General features: G+C 30.5%; 22 protein-coding genes. 2 read left to right on the top strand and 20 right to left on the bottom strand.

All coding sequences use genetic code 11. From position 1 onward, the window contains the following. Window positions 1-24 precede the first annotated feature (24 nt). From OW730_RS20440 to OW730_RS20525, 18 genes are all read right to left on the bottom strand, one after another. Window positions 25-387, bottom strand: coding sequence for a hypothetical protein (locus OW730_RS20440; protein ID WP_271225898.1), 363 nt, complete (start codon window positions 385-387; stop codon window positions 25-27). A 28-nt stretch (window positions 388-415) separates the two neighbouring features. Continuing rightward, window positions 416-1,480 (bottom strand): peptidoglycan-binding domain-containing protein, encoded by a 1,065-nt coding sequence (locus tag OW730_RS20445; protein WP_271225899.1) that lies wholly within the window; start codon window positions 1,478-1,480, stop codon window positions 416-418. A 1-nt stretch (window position 1,481) separates the two neighbouring features. After that, entirely contained in the window at window positions 1,482-1,838 is a 357-nt protein-coding gene (locus tag OW730_RS20450; protein ID WP_271225900.1) for a hypothetical protein, read from the bottom strand. Window positions 1,839-1,905: 67 nt separating this feature from the next. Continuing rightward, window positions 1,906-4,233 carry a hypothetical protein gene (locus tag OW730_RS20455; RefSeq protein WP_271225901.1) on the bottom strand — a complete coding sequence of 776 codons (2,328 nt, stop codon included), beginning with the start codon at window positions 4,231-4,233 and terminating at the stop codon, window positions 1,906-1,908. Between the two features lie 16 nt (window positions 4,234-4,249). Further along, window positions 4,250-4,924, bottom strand: a complete 675-nt coding sequence (locus OW730_RS20460) for a putative phage tail protein (RefSeq protein ID WP_271225902.1) — start codon at window positions 4,922-4,924, stop codon at window positions 4,250-4,252. 14 nt (window positions 4,925-4,938) lie between these two features. Further along, complete coding sequence (locus OW730_RS20465; RefSeq protein WP_271225903.1) at window positions 4,939-6,096, bottom strand: baseplate J/gp47 family protein; 1,158 nt, start codon at window positions 6,094-6,096, stop codon at window positions 4,939-4,941. Further along, window positions 6,089-6,535 carry a DUF2634 domain-containing protein gene (locus tag OW730_RS20470; protein ID WP_271225904.1) on the bottom strand — a complete coding sequence of 149 codons (447 nt, stop codon included), beginning with the start codon at window positions 6,533-6,535 and terminating at the stop codon, window positions 6,089-6,091. Before OW730_RS20470 ends, OW730_RS20465 begins: the two co-directional genes overlap by 8 nt. Then, the gene (locus OW730_RS20475; protein ID WP_271225905.1) at window positions 6,532-6,993 is read right to left on the bottom strand and encodes a DUF2577 domain-containing protein; all 462 of its coding nucleotides are present in this window, start codon (window positions 6,991-6,993) and stop codon (window positions 6,532-6,534) included. The genes OW730_RS20470 and OW730_RS20475 overlap by 4 nt, the downstream gene beginning before the upstream one ends. Before the next feature lie 23 nt (window positions 6,994-7,016). Then, window positions 7,017-7,976, bottom strand: coding sequence for an XkdQ/YqbQ family protein (locus OW730_RS20480; RefSeq protein WP_271225906.1), 960 nt, complete (start codon window positions 7,974-7,976; stop codon window positions 7,017-7,019). Between the two features lie 15 nt (window positions 7,977-7,991). After that, complete coding sequence (locus tag OW730_RS20485; protein WP_271225907.1) at window positions 7,992-8,657, bottom strand: LysM peptidoglycan-binding domain-containing protein; 666 nt, start codon at window positions 8,655-8,657, stop codon at window positions 7,992-7,994. An 11-nt stretch (window positions 8,658-8,668) separates the two neighbouring features. Further along, window positions 8,669-12,526, bottom strand: coding sequence for a hypothetical protein (locus OW730_RS20490; protein ID WP_271225908.1), 3,858 nt, complete (start codon window positions 12,524-12,526; stop codon window positions 8,669-8,671). A gap of 193 nt (window positions 12,527-12,719) precedes the next feature. Continuing rightward, complete coding sequence (locus tag OW730_RS20495) at window positions 12,720-13,133, bottom strand: phage tail assembly chaperone (protein ID WP_271225909.1); 414 nt, start codon at window positions 13,131-13,133, stop codon at window positions 12,720-12,722. A gap of 86 nt (window positions 13,134-13,219) precedes the next feature. Further along, window positions 13,220-13,639 (bottom strand): phage tail tube protein, encoded by a 420-nt coding sequence (locus OW730_RS20500; RefSeq protein ID WP_271225910.1) that lies wholly within the window; start codon window positions 13,637-13,639, stop codon window positions 13,220-13,222. A gap of 115 nt (window positions 13,640-13,754) precedes the next feature. Next, entirely contained in the window at window positions 13,755-14,831 is a 1,077-nt protein-coding gene (locus tag OW730_RS20505) for a phage tail sheath C-terminal domain-containing protein (protein ID WP_271225911.1), read from the bottom strand. Window positions 14,832-14,833: 2 nt separating this feature from the next. Next, window positions 14,834-15,301, bottom strand: coding sequence for a phage tail terminator family protein (locus OW730_RS20510; protein ID WP_271225912.1), 468 nt, complete (start codon window positions 15,299-15,301; stop codon window positions 14,834-14,836). Between the two features lie 82 nt (window positions 15,302-15,383). Then, window positions 15,384-15,764 carry a hypothetical protein gene (locus OW730_RS20515; RefSeq protein WP_271225913.1) on the bottom strand — a complete coding sequence of 127 codons (381 nt, stop codon included), beginning with the start codon at window positions 15,762-15,764 and terminating at the stop codon, window positions 15,384-15,386. Between the two features lie 133 nt (window positions 15,765-15,897). After that, entirely contained in the window at window positions 15,898-16,230 is a 333-nt protein-coding gene (locus OW730_RS20520) for a hypothetical protein (RefSeq protein ID WP_271225914.1), read from the bottom strand. Next, the gene (locus OW730_RS20525) at window positions 16,217-16,366 is read right to left on the bottom strand and encodes a hypothetical protein (protein WP_271225915.1); all 150 of its coding nucleotides are present in this window, start codon (window positions 16,364-16,366) and stop codon (window positions 16,217-16,219) included. The genes OW730_RS20520 and OW730_RS20525 overlap by 14 nt, the downstream gene beginning before the upstream one ends. 457 nt (window positions 16,367-16,823) lie before the next feature. On the opposite strand from OW730_RS20525, the gene OW730_RS20530 reads away from it, so the two are divergent. Beyond that, a complete protein-coding gene (locus OW730_RS20530) occupies window positions 16,824-17,225 on the top strand; it encodes a helix-turn-helix domain-containing protein (protein ID WP_271225916.1) in 402 nt (133 codons plus the stop codon). Window positions 17,226-17,742: 517 nt separating this feature from the next. After that, window positions 17,743-18,276, top strand: coding sequence for a GNAT family N-acetyltransferase (locus OW730_RS20535; RefSeq protein WP_271225917.1), 534 nt, complete (start codon window positions 17,743-17,745; stop codon window positions 18,274-18,276). A 137-nt stretch (window positions 18,277-18,413) separates the two neighbouring features. On the opposite strand, the gene OW730_RS20540 is transcribed toward OW730_RS20535, so the two are convergent. Continuing rightward, window positions 18,414-19,076 (bottom strand): L-2-amino-thiazoline-4-carboxylic acid hydrolase, encoded by a 663-nt coding sequence (locus OW730_RS20540; protein ID WP_271225918.1) that lies wholly within the window; start codon window positions 19,074-19,076, stop codon window positions 18,414-18,416. A 193-nt stretch (window positions 19,077-19,269) separates the two neighbouring features. After that, the gene (mraY, locus tag OW730_RS20545) at window positions 19,270-20,235 is read right to left on the bottom strand and encodes a phospho-N-acetylmuramoyl-pentapeptide-transferase (protein ID WP_271225919.1); all 966 of its coding nucleotides are present in this window, start codon (window positions 20,233-20,235) and stop codon (window positions 19,270-19,272) included. Window positions 20,236-20,655 lie beyond the last annotated feature (420 nt).

Genomic DNA, 20,655 nt, shown 5'->3' on the forward strand with positions numbered 1-20,655 from the left:
ACATATCAGTGTTTGCCCTAATCATTAAGCTTCATTAAATAAATCGTTTTCTTTAATACTATTATTAATTTCACCCACTATACTTTCTCTTAAAAGTTCGATATCCTTCTCAGTTAACAAGGGAATCTTTTCTAATATTAGTTTATCAAATTCTTCCCTTTTCTCCTCTGCTTTACCTGCTGTATTTTTAAATTTCTGCTCTACAGCATAATATATCATTTTACCAATTCTATAATTTTCATTATATCGTTCTTTTCCAATCCTTATTATTATTTCTTTTCGTTTTTTTCCTAAATAATCAATAAAAGTAGTTACTATTACTGCAAGTACCCCTGATAAAATAATAAGTACTCCTTTTAAAATAACTCCATAGATTTCATTAAACATATCTATTATTAACCCTCCTTAGATTAAATTACGTTATTAATCTTCTCCAAGTATTCAAGCCTATTATTCCATCTTGTTTTAACTTGTTTTCCTTTTGGAATGCTTTAACTCTCATTAATGTCTTTTTTCCAAAAATGCCATCTACTAAAAACTCTTCTTCTAATTCACCTTGGTCAATTAACAAAGCCTGAACAAATTCAACTAATTCTCCACAATCCCCATAAACTAATGAACATTTTTCAAGAGCACTCATGGTTTTTTCCCCCAATAATCCATCCTCCACTAATGGGTTATCATCATAATCATTAATTTCCAAATAATTGAGAGTCTTTTGTAATTCTAAAACTGTATTTCTTATTTCAAAACCTATAGTGTCTTTTTTATTACTATTCCTATCAACATTATGATTTTTTATCCATTCAATAAACTCATTATCAAGAAAATCCAAAGACCATATTCCAAAGTTTTGATAATACTCCTTTTGAAAATTGCTATATATGTTTTCTTTCAGTTTGAATCCCTCTAATGAAGGAATAACCTTACTCTTAAGACCAAATTCCTTATAGTCTCTCTTAAACTTTTCCATGCATTTATTAACACTCCAATTCATCTCATAAAAATATGTTTGAGGGCTGAAAAAATCGCAATACCTATCAAATACCCCATAGGGAATACTTTTATGATAAGTCATAAATGGATAAGATGAGTAACCTATCAATGCTTTTGGATGTTTCTCTCGTACTATCTGTAAAATCAGTTCACTTTCAGCTTTTTTACCTTTAACCTCTCTCTCAGGATCAAAGATATAATAATCTGAGTTATTTATTGCTTCACATATTAATTTAGATTCCTTTGTAATGTTGTTAAAATAATTGTATCCCCAACTCCCTATTTTGAATCCATCTTTTTTTAACATAGGGGCATATTTTAAAAAAGCCTTTTTGAAATTAACACCATCTCCAATCTCACTTGATCCTTCATGGAATTTAATACATAGATTATTTATCCCTATCTCCTTAAGACTCTGGACAAAATCCTTATATGATCCCTGTTTCTTTATACAATTTTCAATTTCCCAAACCCAAACAAACATTTTAATCTCCCTTCTCAATATATTTACTTGTTATGATATCAATTTTCTCGATCTTCTTTTGTAAATCAATAATAATATCCAATAATCTGTTTAATGTTTTTAAAGTATTCTTCTGATCCTTGTCGTTCACAAGTAAAACTTCATTTAGTTTCTGTGTATTCTCTGCATAACTAGAAATAAGATTGTCTATCTTGTCACATAATTTATCAATTCTAGAATTTTGTTCGTTATTTTCTCTCCAACTGATTTTACTAAACAATTTAAAAAGCAAAATAATAAATACTAAAATCAAAAGAAGAGCTGCTCCTGCAACTCCTAGCTGTATAAACATCTCATAAATTGAATTATTAATATCCATTTCTTCATCTCCTATAAGGGACGGTTCTTTGAACCGTCCCTACCAATATTTCTTCAAATAATACTTTTTATCCTATTATTGTGTAGTCTATATATCTTTCAATAAATTCTTCACGAACCTCACCTCTTGGAGTTAATCCATTAAATAAAGTTGGTAAGTTTCCAAACTTCATTTTACCACTGGTAACATAATAGGCTGAACTTGTGCTATTACTTCTTGAAGTAACTGAACCTGAGTTTTTGAATTCAAGTATATTGCTTCCTATATTGTAATAACTATAAACATAATATTTATAGTCACTCTTGTAGGTAACTTGTGTGATTGGTTCATATATATCTGGATCCTGAATTATTCTCTCATCCTCTCGCCTAAGTTCTTCTTCATAGGTTCTTGGATCATCCGGTTCGTATGGCGGCTTAATTAATTCTCTGTACTCGGTCCTTTTAATTTTATAATACGTTTTTGCCACAACAAGCTTAGGAGTAAATCCAAACCCACTAACATAAAAATCTCCACTCTCTCTAGCTTCTTTAAATACCTTTGTATTATTTGTAATCATACTTGAAAACCAGCTAAAAGTTTTACTTGGTAGTTGAGTAGAAGCAGGTATTCCTTGCACACCTACGCCAGTAAGAGCACTACCAAGACTTTTTTTACCCTCACTGGCTGATTGAAAAGCCTGATTAGCTTTTGCTAAAGCTGAATCTGCAGTAGATTTAGCTTGGGAAGCAGTAGATTTAACTGTATTAAGATCTGTTGTACTAGCCTTAGTACTTGGATTAAAATTACCTTCAGTCCATACTTTTTTTCCTAAAATATATAATCCATTGTCATCCTTAAACCGTGCCCATTCTTTATTACTCTCCTCTGGTTCAGTTATGATTAAATCCTCTCCACTTATTAATATTGCTGCGGCATCTGCATTGCTTGTATCTTTAAAGATTATTTTTTTTCCTACAGGAATTGTTAAATCTCCATTAACAACTGTATTTCCCCCTATAGTTCCACCACTTTTATCAAACTTATTTGATGATAAACTTGAAATATTACTTGAATTTTTACTTACATTCCCATTAGTTGTATTTAAATTAGTTTGTACAGTATCTGCTTTTGACTTTGCTGCATTTGCAGTATTCAAAGCACTCTCAGCTTTTGTATATGCTTGATCTGCTCTAGTCTTAGCAGTAGCAGCGTTTGTCTTAGCTGTATTTGCTGTTGTCTGAGCAGTTACAGCTTTTCCATCAGCAACATTAGCAGCATCATGGGCAGCTACACCTTTATTAAATGCCTGATCTGCTCTTGTTTGTGCTGTTGCTGCTGCATTCTTCCCTTGAGTTGCTAACGTATATGCTGAATCAGCCTTGGTTTGCGCTTTTGAAGCATTAGATAAGGCTGTATCTGCTGTTAGTTGTGCTGCTACAGCCTTAGAATAACCACTATTTGCCTTACTTTGAGCTGTTGCAGCATTGGTTTTTGCTTCATTAGCCGTTCTTTGTGCATTATCTGCTGCTGATTTTGCTTCGTCAGCAGATGTCTGCGCAGCTACTGCATTGCTATCAGCAAGATTTGCTTTAACTTGAGCTGCTACAGCTCTTTTCTTTCCATCATCAGCTAATGCATATGCTGAGTCAGCTCTTTTCTGAGCAGTAACAGCTTTTCCATCAGCAACATTAGCAGCGTTATGAGCATCTGTTCCTTTATTAAAGGCTTGATCTGCTCTTGTTTGTGCAGCCTGTGCCGCTGATTTACCCTCTCCAGCTAAAGAATATGCTGTATTTGCTTTACTTTGAGCTTTAGCAGCATCTAAGACACCTTTATTTGCTATATTTTCCACTTCTGCTACTTTGATTTTATCTTCTTTTGTTTCTATTTTAGCATTTATGGTATTAATTGAATTCTTTACACTTTTCATATCCACTTCATTAGCTTTGGTGGCTGGATTAAAGTTAGCGGTTGTCCAAGTTTTATTTCCATATACATATAATCCATCATCATCTTTAAACCTTGCCCACTCTTTATTACTATCCTCTGGTTCAGTTATAACCAAGTCTTCACCTAGCATGTGAATTGCTGCTCCACCTGGAGCTCCTGTTTCATCATAAAATGCTATTTTGTGATTCTTTGAAACAATAATATCTCCATTAACAGTAGTATTTCCACTTATCACTCCGCCAGCCTTATCAAACTTTTCATTTTTAAGTTCCTGTGAAACAGAATTGATCTTCATATCATTTTGAGTTATAGCATCTTCATTAATTTTAATAGTTTTATCAATCAAATCAGAATTATAATTAATATGATCAATATCCACAAAATCATCTGGTCTTGGCTTCAAAAATTTATAATTAATCGTTTTAGGTATTTCATCTATTATTCTATTATTATCTTCACTCATAATTTCCCTCCATGTTTTATGATATATTTGTCTTCTTTCTACATTCACTCCATTTAATTGATAATAATTCATTCCATTTTCGTTCTTTAAGATAAGCCCACAATACGAAAGTATAGATAAAGGCATAGGTTAAATGGGCTGGCTTAATTTCATTTATTCTCTTTGATATTTCATTTATATTTTCTGGCACTCCATTATCATCTTTAAACTTAATATCAAAATGAAACTTATCAGGATATTCAATTATTTCTGAGGTTCCTTTTGAGTAGGATTTAGTTATATCTTTTATTAATTGAATAGTAGCTGTACCTGATGATCTTAATTTAGATCTAATATTCTCTTTTCTTAGATTTTCCTCTTTATCCTGTTCATGAAATAATCCCAGCATCTCCTCCCATTGAGTGATACCCTCTCCATGGGCTGTTGATATGCAAAGTTGCTTTTCCATTCCAATAATGATTTCATTAAGTTCTCTTATCACCTTAGGAAATACTAATATCATCAATGTCTGAAGTTCATTCAGATTATCCTTTTTTTCTTCAATATTATTACTCCTAATATATGGAACTAAATATTCTGGCAGGTACTGGTAAAATCTATTTAGAATATAATCAATATCAGTTTGATTAATTTCAAATTCTCTATGAAGTTCCCTCAATATATCAATTGATTCATTAAGAAATTCACTCATCTTTTCACCTCACCTTATACATTATTCTTTGCATGAAGATTTATAGTAAAAACAGGAACCTCATACTCCTCTATGCCTTTATTAACATCACTTCCATTAATTCTTAATTGCTCATAATCCATAACCTGAGGCAGTGATACTAAAAACGCACCTATCATAGCTAAACTTATTTCACCTTTTGTAAAAGCTATCTTTTTCCTATACTCTTCTAGTTTTACAACAAAATTTTCAATTGCATCCTCCATTATTGCACCATCTGAAAGAGAAATTGTTCCTGTTATCTCTACTGGAATTTCCTTTGCAGATTTTACAATAGTTTTAACTCCAATTGGTCTTTTATTGTCAATATGCTTTTTTATTTCCCCAATACTTTCATCACTTCTTATTGGATTCATGTCAGGAGATATTACAACAATCAGAACTTCTCCTACATTAATTGTTGTTTCTCCAATAATTAATCCTCTTGTTTCAAGATCGCTGTCACTAGTGGCATTCCCCTCTTCTGTGTTCTTTACTTCTCCTAAAGCATATACTCTGGCATCTCCCACTGTAGTCATTTCTAGTGCCCATTCCTTATAATGAGTTATATTCCCTGATGTTGCAGGATTCTGTAGCTTAAATAAAATCCTTCTCCTAAGAGCATCATCTGACTCACAATCACTTCCACCTGAAATACTCTCCAAATTACTTACTGAGGTTATTCCCTTTTCCTTAATTGGTAAAATACTCAGACTTTTCGCTTCAACATTGTATTTTTCTCCTATATGTTCGGCTTCAACACTAACATCTGTGTAACCTATTTCATCATCAATCTCAAATTCTTCAACTGTCTTGTATATATATCCCTTGTATTCATCATCAGTTTGTACAGCAATACCAACAGGATGCTTGCCTCCAGTAGAATTCCCGTAAAATCTTACTTTCCCTTTTGCTTTTTTTCCTAATTTCCTTGTAATTCCATATTCTTTTCCTCTCTCTTCTAACTCAACACTATCTAAATTTTTTAAAAACATTTTATCTGAAACTCTCTGTAAATTAGAATATAGAATCGACAATTCACAACTTAATGGGGAAATCACATCATAAATAAAAGTACCTTCAAATTTTGGTATATTGGAAGGTACCATATCAAGTAAACTATTTCTTATACTCTCTTCACTTTTATTAAACATTAATCTTCACCTCACTATACGGTGTTATAACATCAAAATCCAAATTAACCTTTTCATCCTCTAAAATAACTTTAATATTCTTTACTTTCTTAACATATGGATTTATCATAAGAGCCTCCTTTAAATGTTTAGGAATTATTTTTTCAAGAGCTTGTTTTGTATAACCATTACTTAAAATATCATGAAACTCCTGTCCATAATCCCATGAATAGGCTAAATACTTATACCTTTCACTTTTAAGCATCTTATATATCCATATTTTTATTGCTTCATTCCCTGTAACTATTTTACATTTATTATACTTATCATACTTAAACCTGCCACCTTCAAAATCCCAGTCATATTCACTTGGATAAGGAAGTTCTATTGATTCTTTATTCACATCAACGTTATTAATATTTTCCACAAATTCTCTATTAAACACAGGTAATATACTCATAATTTCTTTACCCTGCTTAAAACTATAAATTTTGAAAGTTCACTAGTAGGCATAATAGCTACTAAATCACCTACTTTTAATGTATCAGTGAATATTAACGTTGATTCTGCAATAATCTCTTTCTCTTCTTTATCTGAAGGCACCATTGTAACCACAGTAGGTGTAGATGCTGTTCCTGGTGTTCCTGGCTGTACTTGAGAAACAAAATTATCTGGCTGCCTACTTAAACAATCTTTATACCCTTCACATTGCAATACATCTAACTTCACAGTTCTACTATGTTCAGCAAGAAGATAATCTGCTACTAAAAGATTATTCTTATCTATCTCAAGATCTCCAATTTTAATAACTAGTGGATCCTCAGAAGACACTTCTCCAATCTGTATAGTAGGTGGATTATATGCTGCCCCAAATCTTTTCATCATAATTACCATTTCACCATATGGATCCTTAAGCATGCTGTTACCTCCTTTATACTCTATTATTTTTTAATCTTATTAACTAAAGATAGGTTAGTTGTGTATGAACAAGCTCCAAAATCCCATGTGTGAGTATCACTTTCAATATACATTTCTCTTCCATCAACCTCACCTATATATGGAATTTTTACTTTTACACTACTACCAGATATACACTCAGAATTACCTAAAATGCTTACAGATAATTTTTCCTGTAATCCTTTCATCATGTTTTTAGCAACTGAAGAAGAGTTTTTTCCTTCCTCTTCCTCATAAGTTTCTTGAAATATACCATATTTATTTATCCAATCATCTTCTCTTTCTTCAGAAACACATTCTCCTTTTTCGTCAAATACCTTCACCGTATTTATCATATCTTCAATTGAATCTGAAAAGCTTGTGGATAGAAGATTTTTCTCATAATCTACTGTTATTTCAGTAACTACCTCACCTTTTTCTTGAATATTAACCTTTTCATCTTTCATATTAACTACATACTCTACTCCACTTTCCAAGGTTATATCATTTAAAACCTTCTTAATTATTGAAAAAAGTGATTCATTCTGAAAAATTCTATTAATTTGTACACTTGTACCTGGTGTGCTGCCAACTGATAACCCAGCCTCCCCACATACGGTATCCATAACTGAACTTAAAGATGCTTTCTGAAAATTATAAGTTCCATTAGATTTTAAAAGATAAATTAAAAAGTCATATGCCATAAGTGTTATTTCCTGTGAAGATGATATATCTCTTGTGAATACTATCCCCTTGAAAATATCATCACCATTATCCTCTTGAACATATATTATTGTTCCAGCTTTTGCCTTTAACTTCCCATGATTTGGATCATGTATAGGAAATGCAGCTCTTATGGATAATTTTCTTGCACACTGCTCAACACTTCCAGATATATCCATAGAACTACAAAATGAAGTAATTTCTTCACTTTCACCACTCTCATAAAGTGCAAATATTTTCATTTGTTCACCTCCTTTTTAAAGTGTAAGAACTTGTCCAGGATATATGAGATTAGGATTGCTTCCAACAACATTTATGTTTTTATTATATAGTTCAGGCCACTTGCTTCCATCACCATAAAACCTTTTTGCTATCAAATACAAACAATCACCAGCCTTAACTGAATAAGTTCTTGGAGGCTCTTTTTTCACATCCCTTTTTAAATTTTCCTTAATTGAATTTAAGATATCATCAATATTACTAGTATTATCAGAACTATTGTATTCCTTATTAATTACCTTTTCTCCCGATATAGAACTATACTCCTTTAACTCTAAAGTAAAATATACATCTCCTGTTCCATCTCTTTCTCCATAAGCAAAACTCTCAATAGAACATTCCATATCTATATTGGTCTCTGTTATAAAAAACCCTAAAGATTCTTTGTTTGATAAACATTCTTCTAAGAGTTCAACGTAATAATATGGCTTTTCATAATCACTATATTGGCAAAATCCATAGTCATTGTTTGGGAAAAAACTTGATATTGATACAGTAGATAATCTTTTTTGACCTATTAAAGTTATTTCTCCTAATCCCTCAACTAACGCTGTAGAATTATTGTTTCCTTTTGTTACTGAAAAGTCTGCTGGAGGTACAGGTAATCTAAATTTCTCTTTCTTTAACTCAAACCAAAATTCCATCTTTTCTCCCCCTATACCATATTTAATCCTGCATTTTTAATCTTAAATACAAGTTTATTAGTTATCTTATCAATATCAGCCTCTTCTCTTATAACAATTGTATCTGCTAATTTAGCAATATTAACCTTAGAAGCTCCTCTATAAGAGTTTGACTCTTGTTTAGTTAAAACTCTTTCACCTTCATGTAAAATAGCTGGGAAATTATCATAAGGAACACTTTGAATTCCTACTGCATAACCTTTAACATTATTACTCTCATAACTGCCGCTTTCTTCATCTTTATCATTTTTATTCTTTTTCTTTCCAAAGAAACCACCAATTTTATCAGCAATCCATCCAGCAGCTTTTGAAACAGCTTTAAGAGCTTTTCCAATACCTTCAAAGATTGGTTTTAATATTCCCCAAACAGTTTCAACAACAGTTTGAATTGCTGGCCATGCTGCCATAAATGCATCCATCATCAATCCCACAATACTAATGATTATTGAAAAGATTGGCTCTATTATTGCGAAAGCTACAGAGAGAACATCACTTATTACTGGCCACATCTTAGTCCATACTTGTCCAAGGAACTGAACAAATTTAATAAATTTTCCTATTAAAGGCTGAAGTTTATTAAATAGTTTTCCAATAACCTGAAAAGCCTTTTTCATTATTGGACCAAGAGCTTGGAATATTTTCGTTATAACTGGCTTTATCCCTTGGAATATTTTCATCATGCTTCCTACAACCTTCGTAACAACTTTCTTTATAGTAGGCATGTTCTTCTTCACCGCACCTAGTACTATTCCTAAAAATCTCTTAATTCCACCAGCAAATTTCTGAATACCTTTTCTATTTTTCTCAATCCATTTTGTTATAGGTTTTAATAGTTGTCCTACTATTGGCATAAAGGCAGCCATCACATCACCAAGGAGACCATTTATTAAATTGTTAAGCTTTGTTATCTGTCCCATTGCCTCTTTAATACCCTTTGAACTCTTACCACCTTTGCTTCCTTTTGCAGAACTTCTTGATTTCATAGCTGTAAATGCTTTAGAAACAAGTCCTAATCCCATAGAAACTGGATTTAACTTCATAATACTGCCTAATCCTTTAAGAGATTTCATTCTACCTCTAATAGAATTAAATACCCCTTTTGTTTTATCTTTAATTCTAATTGTAGGAGCAAATTTTTTCTTACCAAAAGCAGTTACTTTGCGTTTTATTGAGTTAAACTTGTTCTTTCCTCTATTTTTAACATCAACTATCATTTTGATAGATTTTCCTACACCCTTAGGTAATGGTATTTTAGGTGTTTGTACTTTAGTCTTAAGTCTTATGATTTTAGTCTTAACCTTATTCATTTTTGGAGTCTTTAACCTTGTGTTAAATTCAATAATTTTAGCCTTAAATCCCTTAAGTTTTGGCGTCTGAACTTTTGTATTTATTTTTATATCTTCAATTCCATTTTTAAACTTATTAAATGTTTCTCTTAGTTTACTCGTTTTCTTTATGCTTTCCTCTGTCTCTTTTGTGATATTTTTCATAGTTAAATTTGCTAGAGAATTCTTTAATTCACTGAAAGAATTTTTAAGATTTTTTCCTTTCTCAATTGAATTTCCTATATCCTCTTTTAATCCCTTAACGTCGATGTTTTTAGCACTCTTTATTACCTCATTAAAAGATTCTTTAAGTTTTTTCCCTTGAGTAATGGCTTGTGAAATCTGATCTTTAACTTCTCCTATAGGAATATTCCTTACACTAGCTTTAAATGAACCAAATGCTCTTCCTAACTCTCTACCTTTAGAAATACTGTTCATTATTCCCTCACCAAGATTGTCTATTGTAATTTCTCCTAGACTTCCAGTGAACTCTCCAAAGGTTCCTTTTAGATTCTTTCCTTGCTCAATACTTTCAATTACACCTGTTTTTAATCCTGATATATTGATGTTCTTAACTGATCCTGTAAATTCATTGAAAGAATTTCTAAGTTCTTTACTCTTATCAATTGTCTGCTGCACCTGTTGAGTTACATCATTAAACCTGATATTAGCTATACTACTTGAAAATTCATCAAAAGCACCCTTCACATTTAAACTTTTAGCTTTTACGTCCTCAATTCCACTTTTAATATTGTCAAAGTTTACTTCTTTAAGTTTGTTAAAAGCTTCTCCAAATACTCCTGGTAAACTTGACCCTTTAGTTGCAGTCTCTTGAATACCCTGAATAAGCCCATCCACCTTGATATTTCCTGCTGAGTTCATCATTTCAACAAATGAATTCTTTAGTGCATTCCCCTTCTCAATAGATTCTGAAATCCCTGATTTCACTCCATCCAAAGATATCTTCTGTACACTTCCAACAAGGTCTGTAAACGCTCCTTTTAGTTCTTTTCCACTTGATATACTCTTGTTTACTCCCTCAAGGAAACCATCCATCCTAATATTCTTTAAACTTCCTACAAATCCATCAAAAGTTCCTTTTAGATTATTCCCTTTATCAAGACTCTCTCCTATACTGTTTTTAAGATCATCAAGTTTGATTCCCTTAACTGTACCTACTAAATCATTGAATGCTCCTTTTACTTCTACGCTCTTTCCTATCGTCTCCTGAACCCCTTGAATTAATCCATCCACCTTGATATTTCCTGCTGAGTTCATCATTTCAACAAATGAATTCTTTAGTGCATTCCCCTTCTCAATAGATTCTGAAATCCCTGATTTCACTCCATCCAAAGATATCTTCTGTACACTTCCAACAAGGTCTGTAAACGCTCCTTTTAGTTCTTTTCCACTTGATATACTCTTGTTTACTCCCTCAAGGAAACCATCCATCCTAATATTCTTTAAACTTCCTACAAATCCATCAAAAGTTCCTTTTAGATTATTCCCTTTATCAAGACTCTCTCCTATACTGTTTTTAAGATCATCAAGTTTGATTCCCTTAACTGTACCTACTAAATCATTGAATGCTCCTTTTACTTCTACGCTCTTTCCTATCGTCTCCTGAACCCCTTGAATTAATCCATCCACCTTGATATTTCCTGCTGAGTTCATCATTTCAACAAATGAATTCTTTAGTGCATTCCCCTTCTCAATAGATTCTGAAATCCCTGATTTCACTCCATCCAAAGATATCTTCTGTACACTTCCAACAAGGTCTGTAAACGCTCCTTTTAGTTCTTTTCCACTTGATATACTCTTGTTTACTCCCTCAAGGAAACCATCCATCCTAATATTCTTTAAACTTCCTACAAATCCATCAAAAGTTCCTTTTAGATTATTCCCTTTATCAAGACTCTCTCCTATACTGTTTTTAAGATCATCAAGTTTGATTCCCTTAACTGTACCTACTAAATCATTGAATGCTCCTTTTACTTCTACGCTCTTTCCTATCGTCTCCTGAACCCCTTGAATTAATCCATCCACCTTGATGTTTCCTGCTGAGTTCATCATTTCAACAAATGAATTCTTTAGTGCATTCCCCTTCTCAATAGATTCTGAAATCCCTGATTTCACTCCATCCAAAGATATCTTCTGTACACTTCCAACAAGGTCTGTAAACGCTCCTTTTAGTTCTTTTCCACTTGATATACTCTTGTTTATATCTTCAATAACATTCTTTACTGGTATTTCCTTAACACTCTTAGAAAAATTATTAAACTCATTTTTCAAATCACTACTTTTTGAGTAAACATTATTGATATCATTACTAATTTTTTTAACAGCTACATTATTAACAATATTTGAAAAAGTCTTCACTCCGCTTAAAATATTATCATTGAACTGCAATTTATTCATTTTTGTTTCTAAGTCTTTAACTTTTATAGACGCTATTTTTATAGTCCTGGTGAGTTTCTGTACTGAGTCGGTGATATTTTCAATCACAATATCATCCTCCTTTATTCTTCCCCAAGAAGGGGACAATAAGATTTTCTTTTACTCCTCTCCTTAATTTCATACTCATAAAATGCTCTCACAACAATTTTTTCACCATGAGACATATTATAAAAAACTGATGGTCTTACCCCCTTCCTACTCCAGTAGTAGTACATCATCTCGGTAAATCCATCAGTTTCAATTAGTTTTTTATTTCTATTACTGTATCCCCATTAAATCCAGATATATCACTTATAACTCCATATAAACTTGAAATCTCCCCTGGCAATAAAAGTTTTTTAACAAGCTCTTTTGGTGTAACAGCTCCAAACTTATCCATTAATTCTTTACTCTTTAAACTTGGCTCTTTTACCCCTTCTAATATAGTAAATATCTGCAGTTCATTGGTATCAAGACTATCAAATTCCCCATTACTATTCATATTTATTGCACTATCTTGTATTTCCCCAAATTTTTCAGCATCTAAAGCTTCACATTTAAAAATAACTTTCTCTCCTAAAATTTCAGTCAACCTCTTTACCTCAACCTCTTTTGAAGGCTTCTTTATTTTCTCTAAATCTACCTTTAATAATAAATCTAATGTACTTTTTCCCATTTAACTCTCCTCCATTTATTAATTTATAAAAAAGGCGCGTATCACGCGCCTTTTTATGATTTTAATCTACATATTATATTTTAAATTTAAATAGTATCTAGATATTCATAATCAGTAAATGTAAATGGCACTTCAACTGTACCTGGTTTACCAGCTTCCCAATCTAAAAGTGTTAGATCATCAAAGTTTACACTTTTAAGAACTACTCTCTCAGCTCCATATGAATCTGGATCTTCTAATTTACTTATTATAGTAAATCTTAAGTCTTTTCCTTTTTTAGCTTCATCACCTAACTTCTTAGCAATTCTTGAATTCACCTTATGCAACTTCATTGAACCCTTACATTTATATCCTACTGTCTTTGTTTCAGTAGCAAATGATCCACAAATTTTTATCTCTTCCTTCTTAAATTCAACTTTTGCCTTAAGTCCAAAACATTCTGCAACCTTATCTGAGTCTAACCAACATTCTCCCCAAGTACCATTAATAATTCTCTTTGATTCCATTTATTACTCCTCCTTATTTTCTTTAATATTTACAATACTACTTGGGTTATACTTGTCCACAAGTTGCTACTATTATCCCTGTAGCAAGTATACCCCAAGACTTCAAAAGTAACTATTACATATTAATATTAAATGTTATCTCTTCCATAGCATCTACTATCTTAATCTCACTAACTAAGAATACTTGATCCTTTGTATTTGCCGCTTTTATCTGCTGCTCATTCATTAGATCAACATCTTCACCTATTCCCTTTAAGAATGAAGTTTGAAGTTCCATATCAATTCCAACTGTATTCATATCTTTATCAAGGATTTGCTCTCTCTCTAATTGCTCAAAATACACTTTTATTGCTGTAATTAAGATACATTTATTATCATAAGTATTAGGCATCTTACCTATATAGTTATCCTCAATTAATCTTCTAATATCTGTTTCAATCATATCCATTGTGTCAACGATTTTAATTTTCTTAAAATCATTTCCTTTGTCTGGAGTAGTTTGAGTTAAAGAGTTAACACCTCTTGCAATCTTTACCTTTTCTCCATCATTAATTAAGATTAACTCACCATCATCAATTTTTTTATTTGCCTCTTCTTTACTTAACTTAGCCACACCAACTATTTCAGGCAATACTTGATAAGTAGCACTCATATTTAAAGGCAGTCCTGCTAAAGCACCTGCTATTCTTGAACAATAATCAGCTGCTTGATATTTAACAACTGCTCCACCTTCTTCAACTTCAATGTCTGTTGAAGTGAATTTTATTATACCTTCATTATTTTCTGAACAATCTGGTAACACTGCCTTAACTCTTATATTTTCATTTGTTCTTAATCCAATTATCCATGTAGCAATTAATGAAACATCAGCTTCATTAATACCTGGAACTGCTAAATAATTAAAATTAACTGCTCCAAAATACTCCATTGGCTCATTATAATCCGCTGCAGTACTCTGTTGAACATAAGCAATTATCTTGCTAGGCGGATTTACTGTACCCTTTAACGCCATAGAAATCTGCTTCTTATTATAATCAGATAAGTCTGTTGGAATATCAGTTACTGACTTAATAGTATGAACACCTATTCCACTAGTATCCCTTAAGATTAAAGCAACAACTCCTTTTTGTGCTCTCTTTACTAACGCTGTAGCAGCTTGTTTAAAATTAATATCAATTCTTGGTAAACCCATTTTTACCCCTCCAGTATTTTTAAATTAATTTTTTGAGCAACTTCACCCTCATCATCTTTTGTTATTACATCAGTTATATCTGCTAAAATTTCTAAATAAAAACTGACTTCCTGATTTGTTATATAGCTTAACTCCTCATCCTTTGTACCTCCCTTCATTTCAATAATTGTAATTTTTCTTTCTCCAACTTCTAAATACCCTGATGAAAAAAGATTCTTAAGTTTATCATAAACAGCAAACTTGGGTATCCCCTCCGGGCTCTTAGTCGTCTTAAATTCTCTGTAGACGATTCTTATTTTTACTTTATCCCTGTGGGACCACATTCCCAAGTTCTCTGTTATGGACTCCATGAAAATTAAAAAGAAGCTATTTTTACTTAGCTCCTGGTTAAAATTATTTAATTTTATGTCAATATCTTTAAATGAACTCTGTAAAGTTGTAACTATTGAATCAATAATTTTTTCTAACATTATTTCCTCCTCCATTTTTATAATAAAACAACCCTTATAAAAGGGTTACTTTAATCAATTTATTATAGTTTGTCCAATAAGCTTACTCAATATAACCCATGGCTCTAGCAAAAGATTCAAATGCTTTATTTCTTAATGTATAATACTGTTTTTTACTAATTGAATTTTCTTCAAGTATTTCTTCTCTACTATATTCTAAAAAATACCTTTGTTCAATTAATAATCTTATTTTATCCCTAAGTCTCTCCATAACTTTATCTATAGTAATAACTTTTCTTTTTAACTCCATCAATAACTCAGCTTCTAATTCAACTTTACTGCTAAAACTATTTCCACTCTTGCCACTTCCAAAATTCATACTCCTGTTATCTAACGCTGAATTACATTCTATTTTTATTACCCAATCTGGATAACACTTAAGATCATTCTCTACCATTTTTATTATTCTATTTTCAAGTTTCATTTCTTTCCCCCTATCAAATATCTATTTAACTCCTTATACACATTATATAACTGCTATTACTATTAAGTCTATGTTTTTAGCCCCCTCTTGTCACCTTTTCGTATAGCTATATACTTTTTGTAGTTAAACTTCACTATATACTATTGTTTATTTCTCTTTCAAAAACCCCCAACAACCTTCTTATAACTTCATAAAATTGATTCTTAGATAATTTATTATCTTCTAGTATTCTCTCTCTGCTGTGTCCATAAAAATATTTTTCTTTAATAATCTTTCTATTCTTCTCGGAAAGTCTATTAAGAATTTTATTAATTGCAAGAACCTTTCTTTTAATCCTATTTAACTCTGTATCCTCCAAGTCTTCAACACATCCGTATATCTCTTCTACACTTTCTATTCTTATGCACCAATCCAAGTATCTCTTAAGATCATTCTCAATTTCTTCCCTATAATCACAATCTTTCATTTTGCACCACCCTATTTTTCCCCATCTTCAGCATATTTTTTTTTAACTCTAAGTATAAATTATGTAAATCCTCTTCTGAAAGATTAACTTCATCTAATCTAGTAACTATATATTCTTTTAAACTTACGTCATCCATCCCATCTTCCCCCTTGTTATTTAAATGTTCAATTATATTTCTAAATTTGATATTATTTCCTTTATACACATTATATAACTACTTTTTCTAGTTTGTCTATACCTTCATACCCTTTTAGTATCTTTTTTGTAATATTTTTTTCTTACAATATACTTTTTGTTGCTTTATCACTACATTACATGTATTTTACCTCAACACCTTCACTTTTCCTTAACTAAATGTATATTTTAGATTATTTTATTACTAAATTTTAAAAAAATTATATTTTTTATATAGAACTTCTCTCTGTTCCCTTTTTGTTCGCACGACTTTTAATATAGAATATATATTGACTACATAACATATTTTTTTAGATTTTATTTAAGAATAAATAGTCGGTACTTCAAATCTAAAAAATTTATTTATTTATCTGGAAATTACAATATATTATAGACATATATTATTAGGAGGATTATACATGAATATTCAAATAGGAGAGAAGTTATCTGAGTTAAGAAAAAGCAACAATTATACTCAAAAAGATCTCGCAGAATTACTTGGTGTTAAACCAGCTACCATAGGACATTGGGAGCAGAATAGAAATGAACCTTCATATGAAATGCTAAAAAAAATTACATCTCTTTATAAAATATCTTTATCAGAATTATTTGATGAACCAACAGATTCAGATGATAATGTTAATACTGATACAAAGAATTTTTTATTATGCAAAATAATAGATATGCTTATTGATGAAGGGCTTATACAATCAGATTCTCAACCTACTTATGAAGAACTTGATCCAATAAGTCAAAATATGATTAAAGCTGCTCTAGATAAAATTTTAGTAGATACCTATAATAAATACACTAATAAATAATATAAATAAAACTATCAGAATGAATATAATATCATTCTGATAGTTTTATTTATGCATTAGTATACACAAATTACTTTAATGCACTCCTTACCTGTTCCTCAATTGATATTCTAAAGGATAATCTCAAAGCATATATTTTATTAAGCAATATTACTGGAGGGTAAACATTGTTTAAAGAAAAAATACTCAAAGCCTTGAATAAGGTGGACATATTGGTATTGACTTTATTTGTAGTAAGTTTAATATTTATGCTCGTAACTGGAATCACAACAATTGACAAATTATATATAGCTATAATGTTCTTATACTTTATATATCTAATAATAAAAATATTTAATTATAATAAAAACAAGCCTAACTAAGAAGGCTTGTTTTTTTACAAGTCCAAATCACTTCATTTCAAATTGGTGTACACTAAATAAGTACTAAACAATTATAAACTATTCTCTACATACACTCTACTTACTAAATAGTTTAAAATATAAAATAGAAAAATAATTAAAAGAGGGGAATCTTAATGCAAAATCTCGTGTATAGAATATTAACAATTGAAGATTGTAAAGGTATAAATGATATAAATCCAGCTCAATATATTTCCAGAGCATGGAGAGAAGTGAACGGGAACCGTCAATTAGTACAGATAGATTATCAAGAATCAGATTGGCCGAATGGATACGAAACTCATTATAATAGCTTGAAAGATACAATTTTAAGTGGTGGTGCAGCATTTGGTGCCTTTGATAATAATAATAAATTAATTGGTTTTGCAACAATTAATAAGAATTTCTATGGCGATAAACTCAAATATCTTTTATTAGACCAACTGTTTATTACATTAGAACATAGAAATAAAGGCATAGGTAAAAAGTTGTTCATGCTTTGTGCAGATCTTGCAAGAGAATGGAACGGGGATAAACTTTTAATTTGTGCTGGTTCAGCAGAAGAAACAGTTGCATTTTATTTTGCAATAGGTTGTGAAGAGGCAATGGAAATTAATCAGGAGTTCTATGAAGATGATCCAAGAGATTATCAATTAGAATTTTCACTTTAGAGCCTATATTAAGATATGTAGTAACTTAATTTTCATTTCAAGTAAAATTAAACTTGTTTATAGAAAATACCCTAGAAATATAGCAAGAGCATCCTAAATTGATGCTCTTTTTTTACTTATTTATTAATATAGAATATCTACTTTCTATCTATAAATCCTTTCTCAGGCGACCATTCACAATTACCAATAATATGATAACGACAATTACAACAATCGTCACCATCACCTAATGTTTTTGTGCGTTCAAATCCATTGCCCATTAAAGATGAGAATAAGTAATCCATACGACATATTGATGGTAGCAACTCAAGTGCACCAAAATCATTAGCCATTCTTTTTAAAGCACACTCAGTAATATCAAGTTCAAATGTATTGCTACTTATTTCTCTATATCTAACTTTCCAATCATAAGGATGTAATTCACCTGCATTTTGCCGTTTAACATGCTCTTCAGCCTTTTTACGAAATCCATTTAAATATGATTTGCCAGTTATTCGTAAAAATGGTTTTGGAATAGTAGTAACCATTTTTTCATTCATACTCCATATATTATTATTTCTTTCTTCTACATTAATACCAAGTTCAGAAAATGCTTTAAACCATGCAACATAACAAGGTCCAAATTTATAATTAAATGAAAATATGCTATCCCCTATGTCAACTATTTTAGGTAAAATTTCATCTAAATTCTTCTTTGATATACTTTTAAAACTATTCCAAAATTCTTTATCATACTTCTTAATTAAAAACTTTTTAGAACGAATCATCGTTAAATTATATATAATTTTAATAAACCTCAAAATAACCCCCCATTTAACTCTTTTTTATAAAATTAAAACTTCAGATGAATTAAAAATTAAAACTAAAATCTAGCTTCTATTAAGTATACTCCACTGTATAATATTAATAGATAACCAGTAGCTTATCATTTCTTTACCTGTAAAATTAATACGTATATGGGAAATAAAATTTATCAAATATTTATATCTAAATTTATTTTATGTTTATTAGTAATAAAATTGCGGTGATTTCGGCAATAATTGTTATTATAGCAAAAACAACAACTATTTTAGCCTCATGCCATCCTGATAATTCAAAAGAGTGGTGAATTGGTGCCATTTTGAATACCTTCCTTTTGAAATGCTTACAACTATTTTCTTGTATGATAACTGAAAGTGTCTCAATAACATAAATAATTCCCACTAGTATTAAAAGTAATTCAACCTTTAACAGCATGACCACTGTTGCAATAGCCCCTCCTAATGCCAAGGAACCAGTATCTCCCATAATAATTTTAGCTGGATAAAAATTAAATATTAAAAATGCTAATAAACAACCTATCATAGCTGCACAAAAAAGCGCTAAGGAATGATGACCAGTTATATAACTATAAGAACCGAAAAACAAAAATACTAGAATAGTTATTGTAGTACATAATCCATCAATTCCATCAGTTAAATTAACAGCATTAGTTGTACCAGTATAATAAAATATTAAAAAGGGTATATATAATAATTTTAAATTAATTGCTTTATTTACATATGGTATATATATATATGTTCCAATCGAAGGTGTGATGTAAGCATAAATAGCAAAAAAACTTGCTGCTATAGCTAATAATGCCATTTTTTGCTTTCTTTTTAATCCCTCATTTTTAAAACAAACTTTACTTAATACATCATCTATTAATCCTATTATTCCAAAGACTATCAATGCATAGAATGCTACCAACCCCTCACCCTGTATTATTCCATGTAATGTAAATATTACAATTGTTATGCTTATTATAAATACTACACCACCAAAGGTTGGAACCCCTGCTTTCTTTCTATGACTCTTTGGAGCATCATCACTAATATTTTGACCTAATTTCAAGTTCTTAAATAATGGTATAAATAGTTTTGAAACAAAAAAAGTAATAACAAAAGTAAATAAAAACGTAAAAATTATAAAATTCACTATAAACTCTCCTTTAAATATCTAGTGTATTTATCCATACACCGAATTATTTTGCTATCATTTTACGTTGGCTACATATAATCAACGTAACTCATAATCTAATTTTTCTTTATTATGTATAACAAATATATTTTTCAATATAACCATTAAGACTTAAAACTCTTTCATTGATAGCCCTCCTATAATGATTTTGGATTATTAATTTTTTCCTTTCAAACTTTATTTCTCTATACTTTACTTGATGATTCAAATATTTTATATTTCAGTCACTTGTCCAATTTTACCATAAATATCCTTGAAATTTATTACAAAATAATAACAAAGCTGTTAAATTAAATTCTAGCAACTACACGAATTTATATTAACTATCTTATAATAACTAAAAATCACTCCTTTTATGAATATAGGTATCTACATTCA

This window comes from Oceanirhabdus sp. W0125-5 (assembly GCF_027938815.1).
In the GTDB taxonomy this organism is placed as follows: Bacteria; Bacillota; Clostridia; order Clostridiales; family Clostridiaceae; genus Oceanirhabdus.

What these genes read in the sequence shown, in the direction of transcription:
- OW730_RS20440 (WP_271225898.1), bottom strand. Translation starts at nt 387, where the DNA reads ATGTTTAATGAAATCTATGGAGTTATTTTAAAAGGAGTACTTATTATT.
- OW730_RS20445 (WP_271225899.1), bottom strand. Translation starts at nt 1,480, where the DNA reads ATGTTTGTTTGGGTTTGGGAAATTGAAAATTGTATAAAGAAACAGGGA.
- OW730_RS20450 (WP_271225900.1), bottom strand. Translation starts at nt 1,838, where the DNA reads ATGGATATTAATAATTCAATTTATGAGATGTTTATACAGCTAGGAGTT.
- OW730_RS20455 (WP_271225901.1), bottom strand. Translation starts at nt 4,233, where the DNA reads ATGAGTGAAGATAATAATAGAATAATAGATGAAATACCTAAAACGATT.
- OW730_RS20460 (WP_271225902.1), bottom strand. Translation starts at nt 4,924, where the DNA reads ATGAGTGAATTTCTTAATGAATCAATTGATATATTGAGGGAACTTCAT.
- OW730_RS20465 (WP_271225903.1), bottom strand. Translation starts at nt 6,096, where the DNA reads ATGTTTAATAAAAGTGAAGAGAGTATAAGAAATAGTTTACTTGATATG.
- OW730_RS20470 (WP_271225904.1), bottom strand. Translation starts at nt 6,535, where the DNA reads ATGAGTATATTACCTGTGTTTAATAGAGAATTTGTGGAAAATATTAAT.
- OW730_RS20475 (WP_271225905.1), bottom strand. Translation starts at nt 6,993, where the DNA reads ATGCTTAAGGATCCATATGGTGAAATGGTAATTATGATGAAAAGATTT.
- OW730_RS20480 (WP_271225906.1), bottom strand. Translation starts at nt 7,976, where the DNA reads ATGAAAATATTTGCACTTTATGAGAGTGGTGAAAGTGAAGAAATTACT.
- OW730_RS20485 (WP_271225907.1), bottom strand. Translation starts at nt 8,657, where the DNA reads ATGGAATTTTGGTTTGAGTTAAAGAAAGAGAAATTTAGATTACCTGTA.
- OW730_RS20495 (WP_271225909.1), bottom strand. Translation starts at nt 13,133, where the DNA reads ATGGGAAAAAGTACATTAGATTTATTATTAAAGGTAGATTTAGAGAAA.
- OW730_RS20500 (WP_271225910.1), bottom strand. Translation starts at nt 13,639, where the DNA reads ATGGAATCAAAGAGAATTATTAATGGTACTTGGGGAGAATGTTGGTTA.
- OW730_RS20505 (WP_271225911.1), bottom strand. Translation starts at nt 14,831, where the DNA reads ATGGGTTTACCAAGAATTGATATTAATTTTAAACAAGCTGCTACAGCG.
- OW730_RS20510 (WP_271225912.1), bottom strand. Translation starts at nt 15,301, where the DNA reads ATGTTAGAAAAAATTATTGATTCAATAGTTACAACTTTACAGAGTTCA.
- OW730_RS20515 (WP_271225913.1), bottom strand. Translation starts at nt 15,764, where the DNA reads ATGAAACTTGAAAATAGAATAATAAAAATGGTAGAGAATGATCTTAAG.
- OW730_RS20520 (WP_271225914.1), bottom strand. Translation starts at nt 16,230, where the DNA reads ATGAAAGATTGTGATTATAGGGAAGAAATTGAGAATGATCTTAAGAGA.
- OW730_RS20525 (WP_271225915.1), bottom strand. Translation starts at nt 16,366, where the DNA reads ATGGATGACGTAAGTTTAAAAGAATATATAGTTACTAGATTAGATGAA.
- OW730_RS20530 (WP_271225916.1), top strand. Translation starts at nt 16,824, where the DNA reads ATGAATATTCAAATAGGAGAGAAGTTATCTGAGTTAAGAAAAAGCAAC.
- OW730_RS20535 (WP_271225917.1), top strand. Translation starts at nt 17,743, where the DNA reads ATGCAAAATCTCGTGTATAGAATATTAACAATTGAAGATTGTAAAGGT.